A 24501-nucleotide genomic window follows, 5' to 3' on the forward strand; every position below is an offset into this window, starting at 1 on the left:
GTCAGTCGATGCAGTTGTCCCCGTCCGACGTCACCGGAGGCGGCGCGTCGGACTTCGCCGGACTGCCTGCCGAGGACCCGCCGTCCGACACCCCCGGTCCCGCGTAGACCTTCCCGAGCACCACCTGGATGTGCCCGGCCGGAACATCCGCGGATTCCTTTGTGGACAGTCCGCCCAGCTCCTTCGCCACCTGCGCGCCCTCGGCGGCGAGCGCGGCCGGGTAGCGCACGATCGACGTCCGCTGCGACGGCGCGTTGCCCGCGGCGGTCGCGGCGAATCCCTTGCCCTTCAGCACATCCGCGACCCGCGCCGCGAGCCCGGCCGCTTCGCCGGCGTTGGACACCTCCACCGCCGCCTTCTGCGCGTCCGGCTGGCCGGCCGGCGGTGCGGCCCCGACCAGGCCGGCCGCAAACGCTTTCACCTGCGCCGGATCCACCTGCACCGCGGTCGCGGTGGGATGGGAACGGTCGTACCGGTAGTCCGGGTTCACCACCGGGACGGTCGTGAACTGGATGCCGCCGCCGGACACCCCGCGCATCTTGCTGACGAAGTCCAGGATGTCCCACGACTGGTCCAGCACCACCGACCGCTTCACCGCGTCGATGAGATCGCTCAGCTTGCCCGGATCGGCGAGCGTCCCGGCCGAGAGCACCTGGTGCGCCATCGCGGCGAGGAACACCTGCTGGCGCCGCATCCGGCCGAAGTCGGTGCCGGGCAGGTTGTCGCGCTGCCGCACGAAAGCGAGCGCGGCCCCGCCGGAGAGCCGCTGTTTGCCCGCCGGGAAGTCCGCGCCCGAGTTCTCGTCCTTGGTGGCCTTCTTCAGGCACACCTCGACCCCGCCGACCGCCTTGCTGATCTCGGAGAAGCTCAGCAGGTTGACCTCGGCGTAGTGGTCGATGGTGACGCCGGTGAGGTCCTCGACCGCCTGCCGCGTCGACTTGCGCGCGGCGGTCATCGACTCCTTCTCGATCTTGTCCTTGTCGGTTTCCCCGGACGCGCGCAGCCGCGACGCCTCGGCCGCCTTGCCCCGGCCGAACGCGGCGTTGATCTTGCCTTTCCCGCCGGGCATCGAGACGTACGAGTCGCGCGGGATGGAGAACGCCTTGACCTCCTGCTGCCCGTCCGGGATCCGCAGCACGATCAACGTGTCGGTGAGGTCGTCGCCGTTCGCGCCCGCGCGCAGTTCGTCCAGCACGCTCTGCGGCAGCGGGGTCCCGTCCGGGCCCTTGCGCGCGTCCCGGCCGACCAACAGGATGTCCATCGCCCCGTCGGCGTGTTTCTGGCCTTCGTCGACCGATCCGCCGCCGCCGATCACGTCGCTGCGAGTGATGTCGTCGAGCGCGCTCAACGTCGAGAACCCGTAAGCCGTGCCGGCGAACACCACGGTCGACAGCGCGCCGGCGATAACTTTCCCTGCGATCCGCACGCCCCCTGGACGCTTCGGGGTCACCCATCTGCTGCATTCGTGACGCAGCTCACAGCTCAGCGCAGGTGCGAGGCCCCGTTCATGTCCAGAATCGACCCGGACGCCCAGGTCGCCTCCGCCGAGGCCAGGAACACCACCGCTTCGGCGATCTCCTCCGGCTCGGCGACCCGGCCGAACGGGCTCTGCCGCCGGACCTCGTCGGTGACCCGGTCCGCGACGCGCTCGGTGGCGGTGAAGCCCGGCGCCACCGAGGTGACCGAAATCCCGTGCGGAGCGAGCTGGACGGCCAGCGACTGGCCGAACGAGTGCAGCGCGGCCTTGCTCGCCCCGTACGCGAGGTATTCGGGCTCGCCGCGGAACGCCCCGCGCGACCCGATGTTCACGATCCGGCCGGGCACGCCGCGGCTGATGAGGTGGCGGGCGACGTGGAAGGAGACGTTGGCCGCGCCGAGGAGGTTGACGTCCAGCGTGCGCCGCCACGCGTCCTGCCAGTCCGCATAGGACATTTCGGCGACCGGCGTGCGGGTGGCCGGCGTTGTCCCGACCGCGGCGTTGTTGACCAGCACGTCGACGCCGCCGAGTTGTTCCTCGGCCACGTCGGCGATCCACTGCGCGGCTTCGGGGTTGCCGAGGTCCCCGGACACGAGCACGTGCCCGGAGCCGGGCAGCGCCTCGAGCGTCTCGCGCGCGGCCTCCCGGTTGGATCCACAGTGGACAGCCACCCGGTAGCCCTTGGTGGCGAAGGCGACGGAAATGGCGCGGCCGATCCCGCGCGAAGCACCGGTGACGAGAACGTTCATTTCGCGAACAACTGCGTCTCGTCGCGGAACGCCTTGAACTCCAGCGCGTTCCCGGCCGGGTCGTGCAGGAACATCGTCCACTGCTCCCCCGGTTCGCCGGCGAACCGCTGGTACGGCTCGATCACGAACTCGGTGCCCGCCGCGCGCAGCCGCCCGGCCAGCTCGTGGAAGCTCTCGACGTCGAGCACCAGCCCGAAGTGCGGCACCGGCACGTCGTGCCCGTCGACCGGATTGCGGCCGGCTTCCGCGCGAGCGCCCGGGACCACGTGCGTGACGACCTGGTGGCCATGGAAGTTCCAGTCGACCCACGCGTCCGCCGAGCGGCCCTCCGCGAGCCCGAGCACGTCGCCGTAGAACGCGCGGGCCTTCGGCAGGTCGTCGACCGGAATGGCCAGGTGGAAGGCAGGACGGACGGCCATAGGGCGCTCCTTCGGCACGGGGATCGGTGTCTTCACCTTGACTCGCCAATGTCCGAATGTCAACATTAGCTCGTGGAAGTCACCCCCCTGAGGAAGGCGGCGCGGCGCGGCCTCGCCGACGAGGCCGCCGACCGGGTGCGCGAAGCGATCTTCGCCGGGCATTTCCGGCCCGGCGCGCCGTTACGCGAGGTAGAACTGGCCGCGTCGCTGGAGATCAGCCGCGGTTCGGTGCGCGAGGGCATCGCCCAGCTCGCCCGCGAAGGCCTGGTCCGCTCCGGTTGGCATCGGCCGACCACAGTGGTCGACGTGACCCCCGAGGACGTCGAAGAGGTCTACTCAGTCCGCGCCGCACTCGACCGGCTAGCCGCGGTCACCGCGCGCACGGCCGCGTCCGAAGAGGATCTGGACGCATTGGACGCGTTAGTCGCGGAGCTGGCGACAGCCGTCCGCACGCATGCGGACGGCCCGCGACTGCTGGCGCTGGATATCGCTTTCCACGACCGCGTTTACGCGGCGGCGGGCAACGGACGGCTCACCGAGGCGTGGGAAGCCGTGCGCTCGCAGGTGTTCCTGTTCCAGTTGCAGCGGGTTTCGCTGGGACACCAGCATTACCGGGCCCGGGTGGTCGCCGAACACCGGGAGCTGGCGGAGCTGATCCGCTCCGGAGACCGGGAGCGATTAGCCCGGGTGGCCGAGGCGCACGTCCATTCGGCCCAGCAGAGCCTGCTCGCTGAATTGTGACCCGGAGTCTCCCCTCGGGCGATGTCCGAGATGGGAGAATTACCGGGTGAGTACCGAAAGCGCACTGCGGGAAGAAGCCGCGCCGGACAGAACCCTGCTGGCATGGTTCGGGGCGAAGCAAGGCCTCGGCGCCTTCCTGGCGGCCGGGACAGTGGTCAGCTTCGTCGCCGGGTGCTTCGCGGGCGGGCCAGCGCTGTCAGCGGTATTCGGGGGCATGCTCTTCGTGATGTACGGAGCGCTCCTGTGGCCGATCGCGGCGGCGGTCGGCGCGGTCGCCGCGCTCTGGGGTCCGGAGGAAAACGCGGAAGGCCGCGTGTGGCTCTCCGTCTCGGCGCTCACCCTCGGGTATCCGGTTTTCTTGCTCTCGCTGGTCCTCTGACCGTTTCTCCCCCGGACCATCGCGGAATCTCCACAACTCCCGGGCAGTCTGTGCCGGTGGACTTCACCAGCAGCCCGAACCGGACCAGGGAAGCGGCTCTCGGCGCACTGCACGCGATCGCTGCTCTCCTGGCCGTGGTCGCCGCGATCAGCCTGTTCCTCGCGGCGGTCTTCACCGAATCCCCGCTCAACGTGCTGTACATCGTCGGCCAGTTTTGCCGGATGTACGGGATCTTCGTCTTCCCGATCGCCGCCGTGATCGGGACGGTCGCCAGGCTCTGCGTTCCCCGGCCGTACGGCAGCCTCGTCATCTGGACGACGATGCCGGTGGCCGCTGTGGTGTTCCCGGCGATCACGCTGATCACGTTGTGGCAGACACCGGAATAGCCCCGTGACCTGGCAGGATGGCTGATCGCCGCCTCGCTCGGCGTGCCGGAGCGAGCGAAGCGGCGAGTGCGGATCACGGTCTCAGTGCTCTCCGCGCTTTTCCCGATCGTCGTGTTCACTACCGCGACTATGCAACTGGCGTAACCTCTTTCGCCCGCGCGAGCGCCTCCTCGATCCGCTTGTTGCTCGTCATGCTCATCGTCACCACGGTCATCGACACCAGCACCACCGAGGCCGCCACGTACGGCACCCGCACCCCGGCCGTCGCGGCGAGCCAGCCGCCCAGCACGGCGCCCGCCGGTGCGGCCGAGGCCGAGACCAGCCGTGATGCCGCCGCCACCCGGCCCATCAGCCGTGCTGGCACCACGACCTGCCGCAGTGAAGAGCCGAGCACCATCGTCGTCGCCATGGCGCAGCCGCAAAGAGCGAACATCGCCCCGGCCAGCCACGGGTTCTGGGCGAGGCCGAACACCAGCACCGCACCGCCCTCGACCACCGCGGTGACGGTGAGCGCGGTACCCGTGCCCAGCCATTTCTCCAGCGGACCGGCGAGCACCATCGCGCCGATCAGTCCCCCGACGGCTTCCACCGCGAGCAGGAAACCGTAGCCGGCCGAGTGCAATCCCAGCGCGTCTTTCGCGAACACCACCAGCACAGCCCCGAAAGCGCCGAACGCCAGGTTCCCCACCGCGGGCCGCAACGCGAGGCCGAGGAGCAGCCGATCCTTGACTACGTAAGCGAAACCCTCCTTGGAATCCGCCCACACCGAGCGTCCCGGCGCGCGCTCCGGCACCGGTGCTGACGGCAGCGTCCGGATCAGCACCGCGCTGGTCACGTAGGTCAGCGCGTTCGCCGCGAACGGCAGCGTTCTTCCCACGGCGAAAAGGAAACTTCCGATCGGCGGCCCGGTGAACTGCCCGGCGGCGGTGGACGCCCCGCGCAGGTAACCGTTGGCCCGGCGCAGCAAAGTCTGGTCCCGCGCGAGCAGATCGGGCAGGTACGCCTGCGCGGCGGTGTCGAAGAACAGCGTGCCGGTGCCGAGCAGGAACGCCACTACGAGCAACACCGGAATGCTGAGCCAGCCCAGTGCGCCTGCGGCCACCGTCAGCAGCAGCAACGCCGCGCGCACCAGGTCCGCGAGCCACATCGTGCGCCGCCGGTCCCAGCGGTCGACCAGCGCGCCGGCGAACAGCCCCGCTACCGGGTACGGCGCGAGCACCGCCACCGTCACCAGGCTGACCACCAGCGGATCGCTGTCCAGCAGCACCGCGAGCAACGGCAACGCCGCGGAATACGCGCCGTCGCCAAGGGAACTGACCGTCGCCGCTGTCCACAAGCGACTGAACGCGGGCGGCATCTTCGGCTTGGTCATCTGGCCGCACCCGGCCCCGGCCGGAAGAACGCGACCGCGACAGTGGCGGCCTGTTCGTCGGCGTCGCGCGCGTCCCGCATCTCGTCGAGCAGAGCGGCCAACCGGCGCTCGAACTCCTCGAACTGCGCCTCGCCGATCCGCGTGTGCTGCATCCGGACGTACCGGCGCGAGCCCTCGGGCGCGGTCGAAAGGTCGTCGATCGCGTGCTGCAACAGCACGTCCCGCTGCCCGGCAGCCGGTTCGGGCAGCTCGATGCTGCGCCCGACGTGCGCGTAGTAGCGCTCCAGCACGCCGCGCACCTTCCGGGTGCGCACGACGTGCACGATCCCGGCCCGCTCCAGCACCCGCATGTGGTAGCTGGAGCTGCCTTTCGCGATCCCCAGCTGCTCGGCGACCTGCGTGATCGTCGCGGGCCCGTCGCGCAGCACCGCGAGCACGCGGTGCCGCACGACGTTGCTCACGGCGCGCAGCTGGTCGGTCGTCTCGACATGGACAGTGTCCTGCGGCGGGACATAGCCCGCTTGATCGTCCCCAGTCACGGGGACAATGGTCAACGACTCTTGACCATTTGTCCAGTGCTTATTTTCCCGGGCCTCCTCCCGGCCGCGCTCAGCCGCCGAACAGGCCGACCACCTTCCGGATCAGCTCGACCACGCCGTAGCCGAACGGGGCGAGCACCCACAGCCACGCGATCACCAGCAGGACGGTCCGGCCGCCGGAGCGGCCCTCGGCACTCGTCATCAGGCCTCCCTCCCCACCGCGGCCTCGCCAGCCGGTTCGTGGAACTTCTCCTTGACCGGGCGCACGCATTCGTTCGCGACGAACCCGACCACCAGCAGGCCGATCATGATCCAGAAGGACAGCTGGTAGAGGTCCGGCCCGTGCTTGCCCGCGGCCTTCTGGCCGTCCGCGATCCCGTCCACGATCAGCGGGCCGAGCACGCCCGCCGCGGACCACGCGGTCAGCAGCCTGCCGTGGATCGCGCCGACCTGGTAGGTGCCGAACAGGTCCTTGAGATACGCCGGAAGCGTGGCGAACCCGCCGCCGTAGAAGGACAGGATCAGCATCGCGCACAGCACGAACACGAGCTTCGAGGAGTTGGTGGTCAACGCGATCACCAGGTACAGCAGCGCGCCGACGCCGAGGTAGAACCGGTAGATGTTCTTGCGCCCCACCAGATCCGACGTGGACGACCAGACGAACCGGCCGAGCATGTTGGTGAGCGAGAGCAGCGCGACGAACCCGGCGGCGGACGCGGCACCGACCGGCGCCGAGGTGCCTTTGAAGAAGTCGGTGATCATCGGCGCGGCCTTCTCCAGGATGCCGATGCCCGCGGTCACGTTGAGGCACAAGACAATCCAGAGACACCAGAACTGCGGCGTCTTCAACGCGTTCGCCGCCGAGACGTTCGCCGTGGAGATCAGCGGTTTGGCCGCCGCCTGCTTCACCGCGCCCGCCGGACGCCAGTCGTCGGCGGGGACGCGGACGATCAGCACGCCCATCGTCATGAACACCGCGTACACGATCCCGTGGATCAGGAACGCCGTCGCGATGTCGCCGGTCGTGGGCGACGAGCCGAGCATCGCCGACGACCACGGCGACGCGATGAGCGCGCCGCCGCCGAAGCCCATGATCGCGATCCCGGTGGCCATGCCCGGCCGGTCCGGGAACCACTTGATCAGCGTCGACACCGGCGAGATGTAGCCGATGCCGAGCCCGATCCCGCCGACTCCGCCGTAGCCGGCCACGACGAGCCAGTACTGTCCGGTCGCGACGCCGAGCGCGGCGAGCAGGAACCCGGCGGAGAAACACACGGTGGCGACGGCCATGGCCCAGCGCGGGCCGTTGCGCTCCACGAGGGTGCCGCCGAACGCGGCCGACAGGCCCAGCATCACGATGCCGAGCTGGAAAGGCAGCCCGGACTGCGTGCCGGACAGTCCCAGGGTCTTCTCCAGCGGCGTCTTGAAGACGCTCCACGCGTAGGCTTGGCCGATCGACAGGTGGATGGACAGCGCGGCGGGCGGCACGAGCCAGCGGGTCCAGCCGGGCGGTGCGACGATGCGGGAACGGGCAAGAAAGCCGGGGACAGCCATCGGCGGTCTCCTCCCAACAGTGACGAGGTGCTGGGAATGGTTTACCAGATCCTCGGCGTTGCGCCGGATGACTGTCGAATGACGTGAAAATGTCTTGTCGACGACGACAGAAGACAGCACCAAAGACGACAAAACGAGTGGAGCGGGCAGATGGGCAGAGTGACCGTACGGCGGCCGGTACGGCGGATCTCCGCGTCCGGCGAGCGGCGCCGGCCGGACTCGCTGGCCGCCGAGGAGCCACTGGAGCTTCGGGTCGGCGGCAAGGCACTGGCGGTGACGATGCGCACGCCCGGCCACGACGTCGAACTGGCGCACGGCTTCCTGCTGTCCGAGGGCGTGCTCGGCTCCCGCGAGGACGTCGCCGTCGCGCGCTACTGCGACGGCGTCGACGACCAGGGCCGCAACACCTACAACGTGCTCGACATCGCCCTCGCCGAGGGAGTCGCCCCGCCGGACACCGGCGTCGAGCGGAACTTCTACACCACTTCGTCGTGCGGCGTCTGCGGCAAGGCAGCACTCGACGCGGTGAAGCTGCGCAGCCGGTTCTCCCCCGCCGCGGCCGAGTTCGCGGTGAAGACCGACGTCCTCACCCAGATGCCGGATCGGTTGCGGGAACAGCAAAAGGTGTTCTCGTCGACCGGTGGCCTGCACGCCGCCGGACTGTTCACTTCGGACGGTCAGCTGGTCGTGGTGCGCGAGGACGTCGGACGGCACAACGCGGTCGACAAGGTGCTCGGCTGGGCACTGCAGGCGGGCCGGATCCCAGCGCCCGACCTGGGGCTGCTGGTGTCCGGCCGCGCCTCGTTCGAGCTGGTGCAGAAGGCCGCGATGGCCGGCATCGGACTGCTCGCGGCGGTGTCCGCGCCGTCCTCGCTCGCGGTCGAACTGGCCGAGGAGAACGGCATGACGCTGATCGGTTTCCTGCGCGGCGACAGCATGAATCTCTACGCCGGGGACCAGCGCCTGCTTACGTGATCAGGCTTCGGCCGGCACCCAGTTGCCGTGGAAACCGTGCGGAACCCGGTCCGGGAGATGCACGGCGGCAACGGTTTCGAGGGTGCCGGCGTCGAGCAGCACGAGGTCGCTGCGCGCCGCGGCCGCGTCGTAGACGTAGCCCATCAGCACGCCTTCGTCCTCGCCCGCGTCCGCGCTGGACGGAACGAACACGAACTCGCCCGGCTCGCGGCCGGGACCGAACCGGTGCGCGTCCACCGAACCCTTGCGCAGGTCGTGTTTGTACACCGCGCCGACGCTGCGCGACCGGTCGTCGAGCGCCGTCGCGTAGCCGTACCGGTGCGGCAGCCCGACGAGACGTTCGTCCACCCGCGGGAATTCCTGGCCGTGCTCGTCCAGCCGTTCCTCGATGACCTTCCCCGCCGAGAGATCGACGGTCCACCGGTCGAGGGTCGGCTCGCCTTCGGCCGGGCCGTAGAGGGCGCGGTCGAACATCTTCGGATGCCGGACCACGTCGAGCACGATCCGGTCGTACTCGTCGTAGGCGTTGAGCGGGTGGAAGACGTAGCACTGGCCGACGTCGAACCAGCGGACGTCGCTGTTGTCGCCCTCGCGCGGCATCACGCCGATGCGCGCCGGATAGTCCGGATTCCAGCGGTACGGCAAGGAACTCACGCCGCGGCCGGTGCGCGCGGTCAGCGGGTCGGGCACGTCGACCGGCACCGGTGCCTGGTCCGGATCGAAGGTGACCGGCAGGTCGTAGAACACCACATACCGTTCGGTGAGCGAGAAATCGTGCATCATCGGCGCGCCGGTGACCTCGACGTCGACCGTGCGCCGCGCCCGGCCGTCGGTGCCGACCACTGAGTACTGCACCTGGTTCCCGAGCCCGAACTGGTAGGAGACGGCGTGCAGTTCGCCGGTCCGCGGATCGCGCTTCGGGTGCGCGGTGTACCCGGAAAGGGTGCCGCCGAAATCGCAGACGCCGAGAGTGTCCAGCTCCTCGCTGAGTTCCCATTGCGGCACGCCGCCCTCGACGAGCGCGATCGTGCGCCCGGCGTGCCCGATGACGTTGGTGTTGGCCCCGGATTCGTCCGTGCCGACCCGGCGGCTGCGGTACCACTCGGCCCGGCCGTCGCGCAGCCGTACGCCGTGCACCATGCCGCGGCCGAGGAACCAATGGTGCGTTTCCGGGTCCGGATCGGCCGGATTCGGCCCGTTGCGCAGGTACCGGCCGTCGAGATAGTCGGGCAGTCGCCCGGTCACGACCAGCCGGGTGCTCGTGTACTCGCGCTCGACCGGCGCGAAGTTGCCTTCGAGGAAGGGGTTTCCCATGACGCGCTCCCGTCCATAACGTGGTTATGAGAACCGGTATAACAGGGTTATGGGATACTGGCAACCATGAGCGAGAGGACGCGGGGCGAGCACGCGCGGGCACAGCTGGTCGAAGCGGCGATCCGGCTGCTGGCCGACGGCGGAGCCGAAGCACTGCAGGCCCGCAAGCTGGCGGCCGAGATCGGCGCGTCCACCATGGCCGTCTACACCCACTTCGGCGGGATGGCCGCGCTCACCGAAGCCGTTGCGAGAGAAGGGTTTCGGCGGCTGATCGCGAATATGGCGACGGTCGGGCAGACTGCCGATCCGGTGGCCGATCTGTACGGTCTCGCGCTGGCCTATCGCCGCACCGCGGTGGAGCATCCCGAACTGTTCACGCTCATGTTCCGCGAGGCGGGCGCGAGCGGGCAGGCGGTGAGCGACATGGTCAAAGACAAGCCGGACTCCGAAGCCGCGACGTCGTTCCGGGGCATGGTGTCCGCCGTCGAACGCGCCATCGAGGCCGGACGGCTCAAGGGCGACCCGCCGTCGGTCGCGTCACAGGTGTGGAGCGGCGTGCACGGCTACGTCACCCTCGAACTGCTGGGCCACTTCGGCCGGGGCGACCGCGGCGTGACCGAGGTGCTCGCGCCACTCTGCGTGACCTTGATCGTCGGCCTCGGCGACAGCCCTGCCGCCTCTCGGGCGTCCGTGGGACTGATCACAACGACGGAGTGAAGATCTTCGGAAGGCAACGTTTCTCCCCTTCCTCACGTCTTACGCTATATGGGTGAGGGGGAATGGGTGAACGAGGAGACTGAGGGCCGAAGGCGGGTGAGCCGCCGGTCCATGCTGATCGCCGGCGCCTCGGGCCTCGGCATCGCCGGGCTCGCGGTCGGAACCGCGACCGGCGTGGTGCCGTTCAACCAGGCGCTGCAGCGAGCGCTGGGCGTCACGTCGTCGACCCCGGTCACCCAGCTGGGCAGCATGCGGGTGGAGCGGGTTTACTCGCACGCCCGCGGCCGCGAGGTCGATCTCGTTTTCCTGCTGCCGAGCAAGAAGCCCCCGGCCGGCCTGCCGATGTCGCTGATGCTGCACGGCCTGCACGGCACCGCACGCTCCGCCTCGCCGAGCGGCCTGCTGAAGCAGCTGGGCAGCGACGTCGCCCGCAAAGCCGTGCCCGCGTACGGCTTCGTCGCGGTCGACGGCGGCGACAACTACTGGCACCAGGTCCGCCCCGGCGACGACCCGATGGCGATGCTGCTGGAAGAAGTCCCGCAGTGGCTGCGAGCCCGCGGCTTCGGCGGCACGGACGGCCTGCCGTTCGCGTGCGCCGGAGTGTCGATGGGCGGTTTCGGAGCGCTGTTGTACGGCCGCCGCCGAGCCGAACGCCGCCAGCCGCCCGCCGCGCTCGCCGCGGTCGCGCCGGCCTTGATCACGTCCTGGCCGGAAATGGCGAAACGCCGCATTTTCACCGGAATGAACGACTGGACTTCGCTGGACCCGCTGCGCCATCAGTCAGCCCTGCAGGGCATCCCGACGGCGGTGTACTGCGGCACCGAGGACCCGTTCATCAACGGCGTGCGGCGGTATATCGCGGAAACGCACCCGACCATCGGGTACACGGCGCACGGGAAGCACAGCGACACGTTCTTCCGCACCACCGTGCCGAGCATGGTGGGCTTCCTCGGGAAGCACCTGCGGCAGAAGGCCTAGCCGGTCGTGAGCGGCGCCCGCGCTACACCCAGCGGGCGACCACGGACATCACCCAGAACCCGACCATCGCGGCGAACGCGGTCAGCAGCGACCAGCGCAGCTGCTGGGCCCGGGTTTCCGACGCGCGCAGCCGGCGCAGGAACAGCCACGACACCGCGAACTCCGGGATCGGCAGCAGCGGCAGCGCCGACAGCCGGGTGCCGACCGCGACCAGGCACGCCAGGGTGAACAGCGCCAGCATGATCTCGGACGCGCGCAGCAGCCACGGGAACCGCGTCAGCACGGACGCGGCCACCCGTTCGCTCAGCTCCACGATGCCGACCGGAGCGGCGGGCTCGGTCTCGGCGGGGACCGCTTCCCCTGGATCGGCAGTCTCGTCCCCCCGGGGCGGGGTCAGCGGCACGGTTGTCATCCTGTCCATTATCGCGCCTGCCGCCGACACCCGGACAGCCGACTCCTGCTAACGCCCGGCGGACGCCGGGTCAGGCCGACTTCTCGCCGCGCTCGCTGCGGGTGCGGCGCGACGGCTGGCGAGCCACGATCGTGGGGTTGACGTTCTCCCGCACGGTCTGCTCGGTGATCACGACCTTCGCCACGTCCTCGCGGCTCGGGATGTCGTACATGACCGGCTGGAGCACTTCCTCCATGATCGCGCGCAGGCCGCGGGCGCCGGTGCCGCGGAGCACGGCCTGGTCGGCGATCGCCTCGAGCGCGGTCTTGGTGAACTCCAGCTCGACGTTGTCCATCTCGAAGAGCTTCTTGTACTGCTTCACCAGCGCGTTGCGCGGCTGCGTCAAGATCGAGACGAGCGATTCCTTGTCCAGGTGGTTCACCGTGGCGACCACCGGGAGGCGGCCGATGAACTCCGGGATCAGGCCGAACTTGATCAGGTCCTCGGGCATCGTCTCGGAGAACACGTCGCTGCCCTCGATCTCGGCCTTGGTGCGGATCTCCGCGCCGAAGCCGAGGCCGCGCTTGCCGACCCGCTCGTTGATGATCTTCTCCAGCCCGGCGAACGCGCCCGCGACGATGAACAGCACGTTCGTGGTGTCGATCTGGATGAATTCCTGGTGCGGGTGCTTGCGCCCGCCCTGCGGCGGCACCGACGCCGTGGTGCCCTCGAGGATCTTCAGCAGCGCCTGCTGCACGCCCTCGCCGGACACGTCGCGGGTGATCGACGGGTTCTCGCTCTTGCGGGCGATCTTGTCGACCTCGTCGATGTAGATGATGCCGGTCTCGGCGCGCTTGACGTCGTAGTCCGCCGCCTGGATCAGCTTCAGCAGGATGTTCTCGACGTCCTCGCCGACGTAGCCGGCTTCGGTGAGCGCGGTGGCGTCGGCGATCGCGAACGGGACGTTCAGCAGCTTCGCCAGCGTCTGCGCGAGGTAGGTCTTGCCGCAGCCGGTGGGGCCGAGCATCAGGATGTTCGACTTCGCCAGCTCGACCGGCTCGTCCTTGGAGTCCTTCGGCCCGGACTTGTCGTCGGCCTGGATCCGCTTGTAGTGGTTGTACACCGCGACCGCGAGCGTCTTCTTCGCGTCGTCCTGGCCGATGATGTACTGCTCGAGGAACTCGTGGATGTCGGCGGGCTTCGGCAGCTCGTCGAGCTTCACGTCGCCGGCTTCGGCCAGCTCCTCTTCGATGATCTCGTTGCAGAGGTCGATGCACTCATCGCAGATGTAGACCCCTGGCCCGGCAATGAGCTTCTTCACCTGCTTCTGGCTCTTGCCGCAGAAAGAACACTTCAGCAGGTCGCCGCCGTCACCGATCCGTGCCATGGCCGTTGACCTCGTCCCCTCCGGTGCGCGGGGCGCACCTGCACTACTCTCTGGCGGCCCCGGGACTGCCAGGCGTTCCCGGGACCAACACGCATTGCCACCGACGGTACCCGCCCGGAGGCGAGGTCGGGAACACCCGACCCCATCGGGCCCGTCGACCGACAGTAGACCAGCGGACCGGCGCGCGTCGCGGATTCGCCGCGCACCGGCCCGTCGCGGTCAGTTCGCCGAGGCCTTCCGGTACGGGAGCACCTCGTCGATCAGGCCGTAGGCCTTGGCCTCTTCGGCGGTGAGGATCTTGTCCCGCTCGATGTCGGCCTTGATCTCGTCCGGTTCCTTGTTCGTGTGCTTCGCCAGGATGACCTCCATCTGGCGGCGCACGCGCTGGATCTCGTTGGCCTGGATCTCCAGGTCCGAGACCTGCCCGTAGGTGCCCTCGGTGGCGGGCTGGTGGATCAGCACGCGCGCGTTCGGCAGCGCCATGCGCTTGCCCGGCGTGCCCGCCGCCAGCAGCACCGCGGCGGCCGAGGCGGCCTGGCCGAGGCACACGGTCGAGATGTCCGGGCGGATGTACTGCATGGTGTCGTAGATCGCCATCAGCGACGTGAACGACCCGCCCGGGGAGTTGATGTAGATGCTGATGTCGCGGTCCGGGTCCTCGTGCTCGAGGTGCAGCAGCTGGGCCATCACGTCGTTCGCCGACGCGTCGTCCACCTGCACGCCCAGGAAGATCGTCCGCTCCTCGTACAGCTTGTTGTACGGGTTGGACTCCTTCACGCCGTAGCTGGTGCGCTCGACGTAGGACGGGAGGATGTACCGCGACTGGGGAGTCTGCGGGGCCCGGAAGTCACCCGGGAGCCGGAAGTTGCTCATAACGCTCTCCTGTGTGCTTGCGGGCTCAGTTGCTCGAGTTCAGGCCGCTGTCGCGGGTCAGCACGTGGTCGACGAAGCCGTAGTCCTTCGCCTCCTGCGCGGTGAACCAGCGGTCGCGGTCGCCGTCCTTGATGATCTGCTCGGTGGTCTGCCCGGTCTGCTCGGCGGTGATCTTCGCCAGCTCCTGCTTCCACTTGTTGAACAGGTCGGCCTGGATCGCGATGTCGGAGGCGGTGCCCCCGACGCCCGCGGACGGCTGGTGCATCAGGATGCGCGCGTGCGGGAGCGCGTAGCGCTTGCCGGGGGTGCCCGAGGAGAGCAGGAACTGCCCCATCGAGGCCGCCATGCCCATCGCGTACGTCGCCACGTCCGGGCGGATCAGCTGCATGGTGTCGTAGATCGCGAACCCGGCGGTCACCGAGCCGCCCGGCGAGTTGATGTAGAACCGGATGTCCGATTCGGCGTCGTCCGCGTCGAGCAGCAGGAGCTGCGCGGTGAGCCGGTTGGCGACCTCGTCGTTGACCTCGGAGCCGAGAACGACGATGCGCTCCTGGAGCAACCGCTCGAACACCGAGTCGGTGAGGTTGAGCCCCGCGGTGCCGGTCCGCCCCTCGGGCATGTGCTGCTTCACGTCTGCCTGCCTTTTCACCGGCGGCGGGCCGCCTCTGAAAGCCGCGCCGCCGCTGTCGTGTTCATGCTTGAGATCTTGCAACCGACCCTAACGAACTTGGGCGGTGCAGAATGCCTGACACCGCCCAAGTTCGCTCACAGCTTTACTCGGCTGGGGTCGCCGCCGCTTCTTCGGTGACCTGCGTCTCCTCGGCCGGGGCTTCTTCGTCCGCGCCGAACAGCTCGGTCAGGTCGACCTCGGCCCCGGACGCGTCCTTCACCGTGGTGCCGCGCACGACCGAGGCCAGCGCCTTGCCGCGCCGGACGTCGGCGTAGATCGCGGTCAGCTGGCCGGACTGCTGGGCCCGCTGCACGTACTCGTCGGGGCTGACGCCGAAGCGCTGCGCCTGGTAGATGATCCGCTCGGTCAGCTCGCCGTCGTTGACCGACGTCTGCTCCTTGTCGGCGATGGTGTCCAGCAGCAGCTGCGTGCGGACGGCCTTCTCCGACTCTTCCTTGACCTCGGCGTTGAACTCGTCGAGGGTGCGGCCCTCGGCCTCCAGCGCCTTGGCGAACTGCTCCTCGTCGTGGTCGAACGGGTGGACCGCGTCGTGCTTGCGGTTCTCGATCTCGGCCTCGACGACCTTCTCCGGCAGCGGCACGTCGGTGCGCTCCAGGAGGATCTCGAGGACCTTGTCGCGCGCCTGGACGCCCTGCTGCATCTTCTTGACGCGGCCGAGCCGGGTGCGCAGGTCCTCGCGCAGCTCGTCGATCGTGTCGAACTCGCTCGCCAGCTGGGCGAACTCGTCGTCGGCCTCGGGCAGCTCGCGCTCCTTGACCGACTGCACGGTGACGGTGACCTCGGCGTCCTGGCCGGCGAACTCGCCCGCGACCAGCTTGGTGGTGAACACCTTGGTCTCGCCGGCGTTCGCGCCGACGATGGCCTCGTCGATGCCGTCCACGAGCTGGCCGGAGCCGATCTCGTAGGACAGCCCCGTGGTGGAGGCCTCCTCGACGGCCTTGCCGTCGACGGTGGCGGACAGGTCGATCGACACGAAGTCGCCGGTCTGGGCCGGGCGCTCGACGCCGGTCAGGGTGCCGAAGCGGGCGCGCAGCTCGTCGAGCTGCTCGGCGACCTCTTCGTCGGTGGTCTCGACGTCGTCGACGCTGATCTCGAGGCCGGCGAGGTCGGGCAGCTCGATCTCCGGCCGCACGTCGACCTCGGCGCTGAACTCCAGCACCTCGCGGTCCTCGAGCTTGGTCACCTCGAACTCGGGCTGGCCGAGCGTCCGGACCTCGCCCGCGCGGACGGCCTCGATGTACTTGGCCGGAATGGCCTCGTTGACGACCTCGTCGAGCACCGGCGCGCGGCCGATCCGGCTTTCCAGGACGCGAGCGGGGACCTTGCCGGGGCGGAAACCGGGGACGCGCACCTGCTGGGCGATCTTCCGGTACGCGGCGTCGAAGTTCGGCTTGAGCTCGTCGAACGGCACCTCGACATTGATCTTCACTCGCGTCGGGCTGAGCTGCTCGACGGTGCTCTTCAAGGTCTTCTCCTCGAGCGGTAAACGATGGGGGCGGACAGTCCCTCAGGACCGCCCCGGTCACCTGCTGACCGGGATATCCGAGTCTAGGCCAGAGGGTTGACAAGACTGGCTGCGGGGCACCTGCCATCCCCACCCGATCAGCAGCGGCCAGCGCGCACCCGTAGCGTCGGGAACGTGGTTTCCGGGCAACAGCAGGAAGGTCCAGCCGCGGCGGCGGCAAGGCTCACCGGGTTCGAGGCAGTCTCGCAGGCCCGCTCAGGCACCCTCAGTGAGGCCTTATTGACCGACGGCCACCACCAGTTCAACGCGCTAGTGAAGCGCGGCCACGCCCCCGGCGCAACCCGAGCCGAAGCCGCCGGACTGCGCTGGCTGGCCTCAGCAGACGCGGTGCGGATCCCCAAGGTGCACGGCGCGGACGACGAGTGGCTGGTACTGGACCGGGTAGCGCAAGCCGCCCCATCGCACGCGGAGGAGTTCGGGCGAAACCTAGCCGAACTGCATTCAGCCGGTGCTCCCGCGTTCGGCGCTCCTCCCCCAGACGGCCTGACAGAGGCATGGATCGGAACGGCCCCCATGCACAACTCACCGGCCGAGTCATGGCCGGAGTGGTACGCGGAGCACCGAGTCCTCCCCTACGTCCGGATGGCCGCAGGACTCCTAGATACGGCGGTCTTCGAACGGGCCTGCGCACGGATCCCGTCAGTAGCGGGCCCACCAGAACCACCCGCCCGCCTGCACGGAGACCTGTGGAACGGCAACGTGCTGTGGGACGCAACCGGCGCAGTACTGATCGACCCAGCCGCACACGGCGGACACCGAGAAACAGACCTAGCGATGCTGCACCTCTTCGGCTGCCCGCACCTGGACAGAATCCTCGCCGCCTACAACGAGGTAGCACCCCTAGCAGACGGCTACCAAGAACGAATCCCCCTACACCAACTCTTCCCACTACTGGTGCACACAGTCCTGTTCGGCCCCTCCTACGCGAAACAAGCAACCTCCGCCGCCCGCTCCCTGGGCTAACCCCTGTCCATGAGGGGCCCCTTCACGGAATCAGATTCCCTCAAGGAGTCCTTCACAGCCCCAGAGAAACGGACTCTAGGGGATAAATAGGGCATTTCGGCAGCGTCGGCGTCCTTTATGGACGGTCAGTCGGACGGGCCGCACACCTTAAGCACCGGCATCGCCCTCCACCGTCCGTGAGGGGTCCCTTCACGGACCAACCCTCCCGCCGTCGCGCCGTCGCGCCCCAACGCCACATTGGGTGCGTCCCAAGCACCCAATGTGGCGTTCGGTGCATCTGACGCACCCAATGCCACTTTGGGGCGCTAGCCCCAGCCCGCCGCGAACCGCCGCCGACGCACCCAACTAGCGAGGCACCCAGCCCCTCCCCCGCACCCCGATACGAAGCCTCCCTGCGGTCTGGGGGTGCTTGTCAAGGCATCTTTCCCGCCTTGACAAGCACCCCCAGACCGTCAGCACACTCGGGCTTCGGGGTGCCCCACGCCAGACAGGGCGCAATGTCGCCCGCCAGGGCGACGAGCCCGCCCACAGCCCCCACACAGCAAGCACACATCACCCCCACACCCACACCCCGCACCCTCGACCGCATGCCCCCTCGCGCCAGGTTCGCCCCAGGCCGATCCCTGCGCGCCAAACTCACCCTGTCGATCGTCACCCTCCTCTCCCTGGTCTCCCTAACCATCGGCGTGATCAGCGAATTCGCCCTCCACGCCTTCCTCCTGACCCAAACCGACACCCAGCTCTCCGCCGCCACCGCCCGAGCCCTGGACTTCTCCGGCCCCGAACGCACCCCCTCGACGCCCCGGGCCAAGGCGCAGGCACCGTCACCGCCCACTTCTCCCCCGACGGCACGACCGGCACCGGCGGCTGGCTCTCCCCATACGGCCAGCGCATCACCCTCACCCAGGACGAACTGACCGCCCTCCAAGACCTCCCCGCCAACGGCCGCCCCTACACCCGCACCATCGGCTCCCTAGGCGACTACCGCCTATCCGCCGTCCCAACCCCAGACGGCGTAGTCATCACCGGCGTCCCCCTGGCCCCCATGCAGCAAACCCTCCTCACCGTCGGCCTGATCCTCTTCGGCGTCGCGGCCGCAGGCGTGACCGGCGCGGCCTTCCTGGGCAAATTCGCCGTCCGCCGAACCCTCCGCCCGCTGGAACGCGTCGCCGAAACCGCCGCGCAGGTCTCCGAACTCCCCTGGACCGCGGCGATGTCGACCTCTCCGTCCGGGTCCCCGACCAGGACACCGACCCCCGCACCGAAGTCGGCAAGGTCGGCGCCGCGCTGAACCACATGCTCGGCCACGTCTCCTCCGCTCTCGAAGCCCGGCACGCCAGCGAACTCCGGGTCCGCCAGTTCGTCGCCGACGCCAGCCACGAACTGCGCACCCCGCTCGCCGCCATTCGCGGTTACGCCGAACTCGCCGGCCGATCCAGCACCTACGCACCCCCGGACGTCGCGCACTCGATGACCCGGATCGAATCCGAAGCCGACCGCATGACCGCCCTTGTCGAAGACCTCCTCTTGCTCGCCCGCCTGGACGCGGGCCGTCCGCTGGACGTCGCCGAAGTCGACCTGGCCCGGCTCGTCGCGGACACCGTCAGCGACGCACACGTCGCCGGTCCGCACCACGTCTGGCAGCTCGCCCTGCCCGACGAGCCAGTCCTCGTACTCGGCGATGTCCAACGGCTGCACCAGGTTTTGGCGAACCTGCTCGCGAACGCCCGCGTCCACACCCCGCCCGGCTCGACGGTCCGCACCGCCCTCACCCGATCCGCGGACGGCTGCGCCGTGGTGACCGTGACCGACAACGGGCCAGGCATCCCGGCCGAGTTGCAGCCAGCGGTGTTCGAACGCTTCGCGCGCGGAGATTCGTCACGCTCGCGGGCGGCCGGTTCGACCGGGCTCGGCCTGGCGATCGCGGCCGCGGTTTTGACCGCACACCACGGCGCGATCGCGATGCACAGCCGCCCCGGCCGGACCGAATTCGCGGTGCGGCTGCCGATCGCGATCCCGGCTCAGCGCCACCCCAGGTCGCACAGCGGGCACACAGGGTAGGCACATCCCCGCCCCAGGTCAGGCCGCGAGGCTGACCGCATGACCGCTGTCGCTCCCGCCGAACCGAGGTGGGTCCGTCCCGCGCTCGTACTGCTCCTCCTTGCCACTGCCGCGCTGTATCTGTGGGGCTTGGGCGCGTCCGAGTGGGCAAACGCGTTCTACTCCGCCGCTGCACAAGCCGGAGCGCAAAGCTGGAAGGCGTTGTTCTTCGGCTCCACCGACGCGGCCAACGGCATCACGGTGGACAAGACGCCAGCCGCGCTCTGGGTGATGGGCCTGTCCGCGCGACTGTTCGGGGTAAACGCGTGGAGCATCCTTGTGCCGCAAGCGTTAATGGGCGTCGGGTCCACGTGGCTGCTCTACGCGACCGTCCGGCGCGCTTCCGGCGCGGCTGCGGGTTTGCTGGCGGGCGCGATCCTTACCCTCACTCCGGCTGCGGCGTTGATCTTCCGCTTCAACAACCCGGACGCGTTGCTCGTGCTGCTGCTCGTCGCCGGTGCCTACTGCACGGTGCGAGCGATCGAGAAGGCCAGTCCAAAGTGGTTGATACTAGCGGGAATCGCGGTCGGCTTCGGCTTCCTCGCCAAGATGCTACAAGCATTCCTCGTGCTGCCTGTGTTCGCGCTCGCCTACCTCGTGGCCGCGTCGACAACACTCGGCAAACGGCTCCTGCACCTACTCGCCGGACTGGCCGCCGTCGTGGTCTCCGCGGGCTGGTATCTCGCCGTCGTAGCACTGTGGCCAGCCGCGGACCGGCCGTACATCGGCGGGTCGCAGAACAACAGTCTGCTGGAACTCACGTTGGGCTACAACGGTTTCGGCCGCATCACCGGCGACGAGACCGGCAGCGTCGGCGGGAGTCCGGGCGGCGGCTGGGGCAGCACCGGCCTGTTCCGGTTGTTCGGCAACGAGATGGCCGGTGGCATCGCGTGGCTGCTGCCCGCGGCGGTCCTCGGGCTCGCCGCCGGGCTGTGGTTCACCCGTTACGCGCCTCGCACTGACCGCAGCCGCGCGTCGTTGCTGCTGTGGGGCGGCTGGCTGATCGTGACCGCCGCCGTGTTCAGCTTCATGGGCGGGATCATTCACCCCTACTACACCGTCGCGCTCGCGCCAGCGATCGCCGCACTCGTCGGTACCGCCGCCGTCCAGTTGTGGCGGCTCCGAAGCAATCCGGCGGCGGTCGGGCTGCTCAGCGGCGGCGTCGCATTGACCACGGTGACGGCTTACTTGCTCCTGGACGGTTCTTGGCAACCGTGGCTCGCCCCCACAGTGCTCATTCTCGGGATTTTGGCCGCTATCGCACTGTTTTTCAGCCAGCACTTCGGCCGGGTCGCCGCAGTGCTGGGGCTGACCGTGCTGCTCACCGGCACCGGCGCGTACAGCCTCGCCACCGCGGCGGCTCCGCACACCGGCGCGATTCCGTCCGCCGGACCGAATACCAGGCAGATGTTCGGCGGCGGCGGTTTGCTCGGCACCACCATGCCCGGCGAGAACCTGACCGCGTTGCTGCGAAAATCCGGCGGCTACCGGTGGGCGGCGGCGACCGTCGGATCCAACAACGCCGCCGGATATCAGCTCGGCAGCGGCGAACCGGTGCTCGCGGTGGGCGGATTCAACGGCACTGACCCGTATCCGACGCTCGCGCAGTTCCAGCAGTACGTCCGCCAAGGACAGATCCGGTACTTCCTCGGCGACGGCATGACCATGCGCGGATCCGGCAGCGGAAGCGACGCCGCCGCCCGGATCGCCGAATGGGTGGCCGAGAACTACCGAATGACCACAGTGGACGGTGTCACCGTGTATGACCTGACTGCCTGATCCGCAGGCACACAGCACGGCCACAGGAACACCACAAGGTGGCCAAAGCCCGGCGGGCGACGGTGGTCTCATGAACGCCACCGCCCCCTCCCGCAGCGGCTCCCCGCGGCCCGGGACGACTCCGGTCGGCCTCGGCGGCCCGCATCCCGTGCTGGACGTCGTCATCCCGGTCTACAACGAGGAAAGCGACCTCGAACCGTGCGTCCGCAGGCTGCGCGCGCACCTCGCCGAACGCGCCGGCTACCCGTATCGGATCACCGTCGCGGACAACGCGAGCACCGACGAAACCCTTGCCGTCGCGGAACGACTGGCCCGAGAGTTCCCCGAGGTCGAGGTGCGCCATCTCGACGAGAAAGGCCGCGGCCGCGCGTTGCGAGCCGTCTGGTCCGCCTCGGACGCCGCCGTGCTGGCCTATATGGACGTGGACCTGTCGACCGATCTCGCCGCGCTGGGCCCGCTCGTCGCGCCGCTGCTGTCCGGGCATTCGGACGTCGCGATCGGCAGCAGGCTCGCCCGCGGCGCCCGCGTGGTCCGCGGCCCGAAACGCGAGTTCATTTCCCGCTGCTACAACCTGCTCCTGCGCGGCACGCTGGCCGCGAGATTCTCCGACGCGCAATGCGGGTTCAAGGCGATCCGCGCCGACGTCGCCCGCGCGCTGCTCCCCCACGTGCGGGACACCGGCTGGTTTTTCGACACCGAACTGCTCGTGCTCGCCCAGCGCGCCGGGCTGCGGATCCACGAGGTGCCGGTCGACTGGGTGGACGACCCGGACTCGTCGGTCGATCTCGTCGCGACCGCCGCCGCCGACCTCAAAGGCATCGTGCGAGTCACCCGCGCGACCTTCACCGGCGAGATCCCCGTCCACCGGCTGCGCGAACAGCTCGGCCGCGAACCGATCGGCGTGGCGGCCCCCGGAGTGTCCCCGAGCCTGGTCAGGCAACTCGTGCGCTTCGCCGCGGTCGGCGTCGCCAGCACCGTCGCGTACCTGCTGCTTTTCCTGCTGCTGCGGACGATCGTCGGCGCGCAGGCGGCCAACTTCACCGCGCTGCTCGTCACCGCCGTCGCGAACACCGCGGTGAACCGGCGGGTGACGTTCGGCGTGCGCGGCCGGGCCGGAGCCGGGCGGCACCAGTTCGAGGGGCTCCTCGTGTTCGGCCTCGGACTGGCGCTGACCAGCGGTTCGCTCGCCTTGCTCAACCACACCACCCATCCCGGGCTCGTGCTGGAGACGACCGTGCTCGTGCTGGCGAACCTCGCCGCCACCGTGCTCCGGTTCCTGCTGCTGCGGGGCTGGGTCTTCAATCCGCGCCGTACCGCTACCGAGGAGTCGTCTTGAGCACTGTCCTGTCCGCCCGGCCCGCCGCCCCGGAACGCGCACGGCCGCGCTGGGGCCGCCCGTCGGTGTTCGGGCTCCTGGCGCTCACCGCGGTGCTGTATTTCTGGAACCTGACCGCTTCCGGGTTCGGCAACTCGTTCTACGCCGCAGCGGTGCAATCGGGCACGCAGAGCGTGAAGGCGTGGCTGTTCGGTTCGCTGGACGCCGGGAACGTGATCACTGTCGACAAACCGCCTGCCGCGTTGTGGGTGGGGACGGCGTTCGCGCGGGTGTTCGGGTTCTCCAGCTTCACCGTGCTCGCCCCGCAAGCGCTGATGGGGGTCGCCTCGGTCGGGTTGCTGTATCTGACGGTGCGCCGGGTTTCCGGGCCGCTGCCGGGGTTGCTGGCCGGTGCGATGCTCGCGCTGACCCCGGTGGCCGCGCTGATGTTCCGCTTCAACAACCCGGACGCGTTGCTCACCCTGCTGCTGATCGCCGGTGCCTACGGCACGGTGCGGGCGATTGAGAAGGCCAGCCCGAAGTGGCTCGTTTTCGCTGGTGTGGCAATCGGTTTCGGGTTCTTGACGAAGATGATGCAGGCGTTCCTCGTACTGCCCGCGTTCGCGCTGACGTACCTGATCGCCGCGCCGACGGGGCTGGGGAAACGGTTGCTGCACTTGGTTTACGCCGGGGTCGCGGTCGTTGTTTCGGCTGGGTGGTTCGTGGCGCTGGTGGAGATCTGGCCGTCGGCCTCGCGGCCGTACATCGGCGGGTCGACCGGGGACAGCCTGCTGGAGCTGGCGCTCGGCTACAACGGGCTCGGCCGCATCCTCGGCGGAGAGGGCAACGGCGGCGGAATGGGCGGCGGGAACACCGCGTTCGGCGGCAGTTCCGGCCTCGGGCGGATGTTCGGCGCGAGTTTCGGCACCGAGGTCTCGTGGCTGCTGCCCGCCGCGCTGATCGGGCTGGTGGCCGGACTGTGGTTCACTCGGCGGGCCGCGCGCACCGACCGGACGCGCGCGTCGCTGGTGGTCTGGGGCGGATGGCTGCTCGTGACCGGGCTCGTGTTCAGCTTCATGGGCGGGACGGTGCATCCGTACTACGCGGTGCAGCTCGCGCCCGCGATCGCCGCGCTGGTCGCGATTTCCGGGCACGCGCTGTGGCGCGGCCGGGCCCATACCGCGCCGCGCATGGTGCTGGGCGGGATGATCGCGGCGACCGCGGTGTGGGACTTCGTCCTGCTCGACCGCACGCCGGACTGGTTTCCCGCGCTGCGCTGGGCGATTGTGCTGCTGGGGCTGCTGGTGAGCACCCTGGTGGTGGTCGGGGTGCCGCGCGTGCGGACCGTGCTGATCGGGTTGGCGGCGGCGATCGTTGTGACGCTCGGGGTCGGCACCACCGGGTATGCCGTGGAGACGGTTTCCTTGCCGCACAGCGGTTCCATTCCGACTTCGGGTCCGCGCACTGGCGGCATGGGCTTCGGGATGATGGACGAGACCAGCGGCGCGGTCGGGCAGTTGCTGGGCGGCACGACGACGAAGTGGGCCGCGGCGACGACCGGATCGCAGTCGGCGGCGAGCCTGGAACTGGCGAGCGGCAAGTCCGTGATCGGCATCGGCGGCTGGAGCGGTAACGATCCGGCTCCGACGCTGGAGGAGTTCAAACAGTACGTCGCGGCGGGCGAAGTGGCGTACTACGTGGACGGCGGCCGGCCGAGCGACGTCTCCGAATGGGTGGCGGCGAACTTCACCGCGACCACGGTCGGTGGCGAGACTGTCTACCAGCTCACCCGATAAGTCCGGAAATCCTCAGCCTCCTCCCAGGAACGAGGCGCATTCTGGAAAGCACGGGGAGTCATCCGCCGCGAACGTCCGGGA

Annotated in this window: 23 protein-coding genes and 1 pseudogene; 11 read left to right on the top strand and 13 right to left on the bottom strand. The window is 69.3% G+C overall.

Translation table 11 applies throughout. From position 1 onward, the window contains the following. Nucleotide 1 precedes the first annotated feature (1 nt). From RPX00_RS46515 to RPX00_RS46525, 3 genes are read right to left on the bottom strand one after another with little or no spacing between them, the layout of a single operon-like run. On the bottom strand, nt 2–1426 hold the full coding sequence (locus RPX00_RS46515; protein ID WP_406635691.1) for an LCP family protein: 1425 nt from the start codon (nt 1424–1426) through the stop codon (nt 2–4). 56 nt (nt 1427–1482) lie between these two features. Continuing rightward, nucleotides 1483–2226 (bottom strand): SDR family NAD(P)-dependent oxidoreductase, encoded by a 744-nt coding sequence (locus tag RPX00_RS46520; RefSeq protein WP_406635693.1) that lies wholly within the window; start codon nt 2224–2226, stop codon nt 1483–1485. After that, a complete protein-coding gene (locus RPX00_RS46525) occupies nt 2223–2645 on the bottom strand; it encodes a VOC family protein (protein ID WP_406635696.1) in 423 nt (140 codons plus the stop codon). Before RPX00_RS46525 ends, RPX00_RS46520 begins: the two co-directional genes overlap by 4 nt. Nucleotides 2646–2717: 72 nt before the next feature. Here RPX00_RS46525 and RPX00_RS46530 point away from each other — a divergent pair, with 72 nt between their 5' ends. From RPX00_RS46530 to RPX00_RS46540, 3 genes are read left to right on the top strand one after another with little or no spacing between them, the layout of a single operon-like run. Then, nucleotides 2718–3386, top strand: a complete 669-nt coding sequence (locus RPX00_RS46530; protein WP_406635698.1) for a GntR family transcriptional regulator — start codon at nt 2718–2720, stop codon at nt 3384–3386. Between the two features lie 46 nt (nt 3387–3432). Then, the gene (locus tag RPX00_RS46535) at nt 3433–3765 is read left to right on the top strand and encodes a hypothetical protein (protein ID WP_406635701.1); all 333 of its coding nucleotides are present in this window, start codon (nt 3433–3435) and stop codon (nt 3763–3765) included. A 56-nt stretch (nt 3766–3821) separates the two neighbouring features. After that, nucleotides 3822–4151 (top strand): hypothetical protein, encoded by a 330-nt coding sequence (locus tag RPX00_RS46540; protein ID WP_406635703.1) that lies wholly within the window; start codon nt 3822–3824, stop codon nt 4149–4151. 127 nt (nt 4152–4278) lie between these two features. Here RPX00_RS46540 and RPX00_RS46545 read toward each other — a convergent pair whose 3' ends face one another. The 4 genes from RPX00_RS46545 to RPX00_RS46560 form a co-directional block, all read right to left on the bottom strand. Continuing rightward, nucleotides 4279–5523 carry an MFS transporter gene (locus RPX00_RS46545; protein WP_406635706.1) on the bottom strand — a complete coding sequence of 415 codons (1245 nt, stop codon included), beginning with the start codon at nt 5521–5523 and terminating at the stop codon, nt 4279–4281. Continuing rightward, nucleotides 5520–6062: an ArsR/SmtB family transcription factor gene (locus RPX00_RS46550; RefSeq protein WP_406635708.1), complete on the bottom strand. Its 543-nt coding sequence runs from the start codon at nt 6060–6062 to the stop codon at nt 5520–5522. The genes RPX00_RS46545 and RPX00_RS46550 overlap by 4 nt, the downstream gene beginning before the upstream one ends. A gap of 70 nt (nt 6063–6132) precedes the next feature. Beyond that, the gene (locus tag RPX00_RS46555; RefSeq protein WP_406635710.1) at nt 6133–6264 is read right to left on the bottom strand and encodes a hypothetical protein; all 132 of its coding nucleotides are present in this window, start codon (nt 6262–6264) and stop codon (nt 6133–6135) included. Beyond that, nucleotides 6264–7616: an OFA family MFS transporter gene (locus tag RPX00_RS46560; RefSeq protein WP_406635712.1), complete on the bottom strand. Its 1353-nt coding sequence runs from the start codon at nt 7614–7616 to the stop codon at nt 6264–6266. Before RPX00_RS46560 ends, RPX00_RS46555 begins: the two co-directional genes overlap by 1 nt. Before the next feature lie 150 nt (nt 7617–7766). Between RPX00_RS46560 and fdhD the strand changes: the two genes are divergently transcribed. Beyond that, nucleotides 7767–8591, top strand: a complete 825-nt coding sequence (gene fdhD, locus RPX00_RS46565) for a formate dehydrogenase accessory sulfurtransferase FdhD (protein WP_406635714.1) — start codon at nt 7767–7769, stop codon at nt 8589–8591. Here the strand turns inward: fdhD and RPX00_RS46570 are convergent, their stop codons facing one another. Then, nucleotides 8592–9905, bottom strand: coding sequence for a carotenoid oxygenase family protein (locus tag RPX00_RS46570; protein WP_406635716.1), 1314 nt, complete (start codon nt 9903–9905; stop codon nt 8592–8594). A gap of 66 nt (nt 9906–9971) precedes the next feature. Between RPX00_RS46570 and RPX00_RS46575 the strand changes: the two genes are divergently transcribed. Both RPX00_RS46575 and RPX00_RS46580 read left to right on the top strand, forming a co-directional pair. After that, nucleotides 9972–10622, top strand: a complete 651-nt coding sequence (locus RPX00_RS46575) for a TetR/AcrR family transcriptional regulator (RefSeq protein ID WP_406635718.1) — start codon at nt 9972–9974, stop codon at nt 10620–10622. Nucleotides 10623–10670: 48 nt separating this feature from the next. Continuing rightward, nucleotides 10671–11600, top strand: a complete 930-nt coding sequence (locus tag RPX00_RS46580) for an alpha/beta hydrolase (protein ID WP_406635720.1) — start codon at nt 10671–10673, stop codon at nt 11598–11600. A 22-nt stretch (nt 11601–11622) separates the two neighbouring features. Here the strand turns inward: RPX00_RS46580 and RPX00_RS46585 are convergent, their stop codons facing one another. From RPX00_RS46585 to tig, 5 genes are all read right to left on the bottom strand, one after another. Beyond that, entirely contained in the window at nt 11623–12012 is a 390-nt protein-coding gene (locus RPX00_RS46585) for a hypothetical protein (protein WP_406635722.1), read from the bottom strand. A gap of 70 nt (nt 12013–12082) precedes the next feature. Further along, complete coding sequence (clpX, locus tag RPX00_RS46590; protein WP_009081145.1) at nt 12083–13378, bottom strand: ATP-dependent Clp protease ATP-binding subunit ClpX; 1296 nt, start codon at nt 13376–13378, stop codon at nt 12083–12085. A gap of 219 nt (nt 13379–13597) precedes the next feature. Then, nucleotides 13598–14251, bottom strand: coding sequence for an ATP-dependent Clp protease proteolytic subunit (locus RPX00_RS46595; RefSeq protein WP_009081146.1), 654 nt, complete (start codon nt 14249–14251; stop codon nt 13598–13600). 25 nt (nt 14252–14276) lie between these two features. After that, nucleotides 14277–14882, bottom strand: coding sequence for a ClpP family protease (locus RPX00_RS46600; protein WP_304504577.1), 606 nt, complete (start codon nt 14880–14882; stop codon nt 14277–14279). Between the two features lie 142 nt (nt 14883–15024). Further along, nucleotides 15025–16407: a trigger factor gene (tig, locus tag RPX00_RS46605; RefSeq protein WP_406635725.1), complete on the bottom strand. Its 1383-nt coding sequence runs from the start codon at nt 16405–16407 to the stop codon at nt 15025–15027. A 174-nt stretch (nt 16408–16581) separates the two neighbouring features. Here tig and RPX00_RS46610 point away from each other — a divergent pair, with 174 nt between their 5' ends. The 5 genes and pseudogenes from RPX00_RS46610 (at nt 16582) to RPX00_RS46630 (ending at nt 24420) form a co-directional block, all read left to right on the top strand. After that, nucleotides 16582–17430 (top strand): fructosamine kinase family protein, encoded by an 849-nt coding sequence (locus RPX00_RS46610; RefSeq protein WP_406635727.1) that lies wholly within the window; start codon nt 16582–16584, stop codon nt 17428–17430. 587 nt (nt 17431–18017) lie between these two features. Continuing rightward, nucleotides 18018–19491: pseudogene (locus RPX00_RS46615) on the top strand (sensor histidine kinase). A gap of 39 nt (nt 19492–19530) precedes the next feature. Next, nucleotides 19531–21309 carry a glycosyltransferase family 39 protein gene (locus RPX00_RS46620; RefSeq protein WP_406635729.1) on the top strand — a complete coding sequence of 593 codons (1779 nt, stop codon included), beginning with the start codon at nt 19531–19533 and terminating at the stop codon, nt 21307–21309. Nucleotides 21310–21379: 70 nt separating this feature from the next. Then, nucleotides 21380–22645: a glycosyltransferase gene (locus RPX00_RS46625; RefSeq protein ID WP_406635731.1), complete on the top strand. Its 1266-nt coding sequence runs from the start codon at nt 21380–21382 to the stop codon at nt 22643–22645. Further along, the gene (locus RPX00_RS46630) at nt 22642–24420 is read left to right on the top strand and encodes an ArnT family glycosyltransferase (protein WP_406635733.1); all 1779 of its coding nucleotides are present in this window, start codon (nt 22642–22644) and stop codon (nt 24418–24420) included. Before RPX00_RS46625 ends, RPX00_RS46630 begins: the two co-directional genes overlap by 4 nt. Nucleotides 24421–24501 lie beyond the last annotated feature (81 nt).

Origin of the sequence: Amycolatopsis sp. WGS_07 (assembly GCF_045278895.1) — a bacterium.
Lineage (GTDB): Bacteria > Actinomycetota > Actinomycetes > Mycobacteriales > Pseudonocardiaceae > Amycolatopsis.

Coding starts and splice junctions, on each gene's coding strand:
- RPX00_RS46520 (WP_406635693.1), bottom strand. CDS start 2,226: ATGAACGTTCTCGTCACCGGTGCTTCGCGCGGGATCGGCCGCGCCATT.
- RPX00_RS46525 (WP_406635696.1), bottom strand. CDS start 2,645: ATGGCCGTCCGTCCTGCCTTCCACCTGGCCATTCCGGTCGACGACCTG.
- RPX00_RS46545 (WP_406635706.1), bottom strand. CDS start 5,523: ATGACCAAGCCGAAGATGCCGCCCGCGTTCAGTCGCTTGTGGACAGCG.
- RPX00_RS46555 (WP_406635710.1), bottom strand. CDS start 6,264: ATGACGAGTGCCGAGGGCCGCTCCGGCGGCCGGACCGTCCTGCTGGTG.
- RPX00_RS46560 (WP_406635712.1), bottom strand. CDS start 7,616: ATGGCTGTCCCCGGCTTTCTTGCCCGTTCCCGCATCGTCGCACCGCCC.
- fdhD (WP_406635714.1), top strand. CDS start 7,767: ATGGGCAGAGTGACCGTACGGCGGCCGGTACGGCGGATCTCCGCGTCC.
- RPX00_RS46570 (WP_406635716.1), bottom strand. CDS start 9,905: ATGGGAAACCCCTTCCTCGAAGGCAACTTCGCGCCGGTCGAGCGCGAG.
- RPX00_RS46575 (WP_406635718.1), top strand. CDS start 9,972: ATGAGCGAGAGGACGCGGGGCGAGCACGCGCGGGCACAGCTGGTCGAA.
- RPX00_RS46580 (WP_406635720.1), top strand. CDS start 10,671: ATGGGTGAGGGGGAATGGGTGAACGAGGAGACTGAGGGCCGAAGGCGG.
- RPX00_RS46585 (WP_406635722.1), bottom strand. CDS start 12,012: ATGACAACCGTGCCGCTGACCCCGCCCCGGGGGGACGAGACTGCCGAT.
- clpX (WP_009081145.1), bottom strand. CDS start 13,378: ATGGCACGGATCGGTGACGGCGGCGACCTGCTGAAGTGTTCTTTCTGC.
- RPX00_RS46595 (WP_009081146.1), bottom strand. CDS start 14,251: ATGAGCAACTTCCGGCTCCCGGGTGACTTCCGGGCCCCGCAGACTCCC.
- RPX00_RS46620 (WP_406635729.1), top strand. CDS start 19,531: ATGACCGCTGTCGCTCCCGCCGAACCGAGGTGGGTCCGTCCCGCGCTC.
- RPX00_RS46625 (WP_406635731.1), top strand. CDS start 21,380: ATGAACGCCACCGCCCCCTCCCGCAGCGGCTCCCCGCGGCCCGGGACG.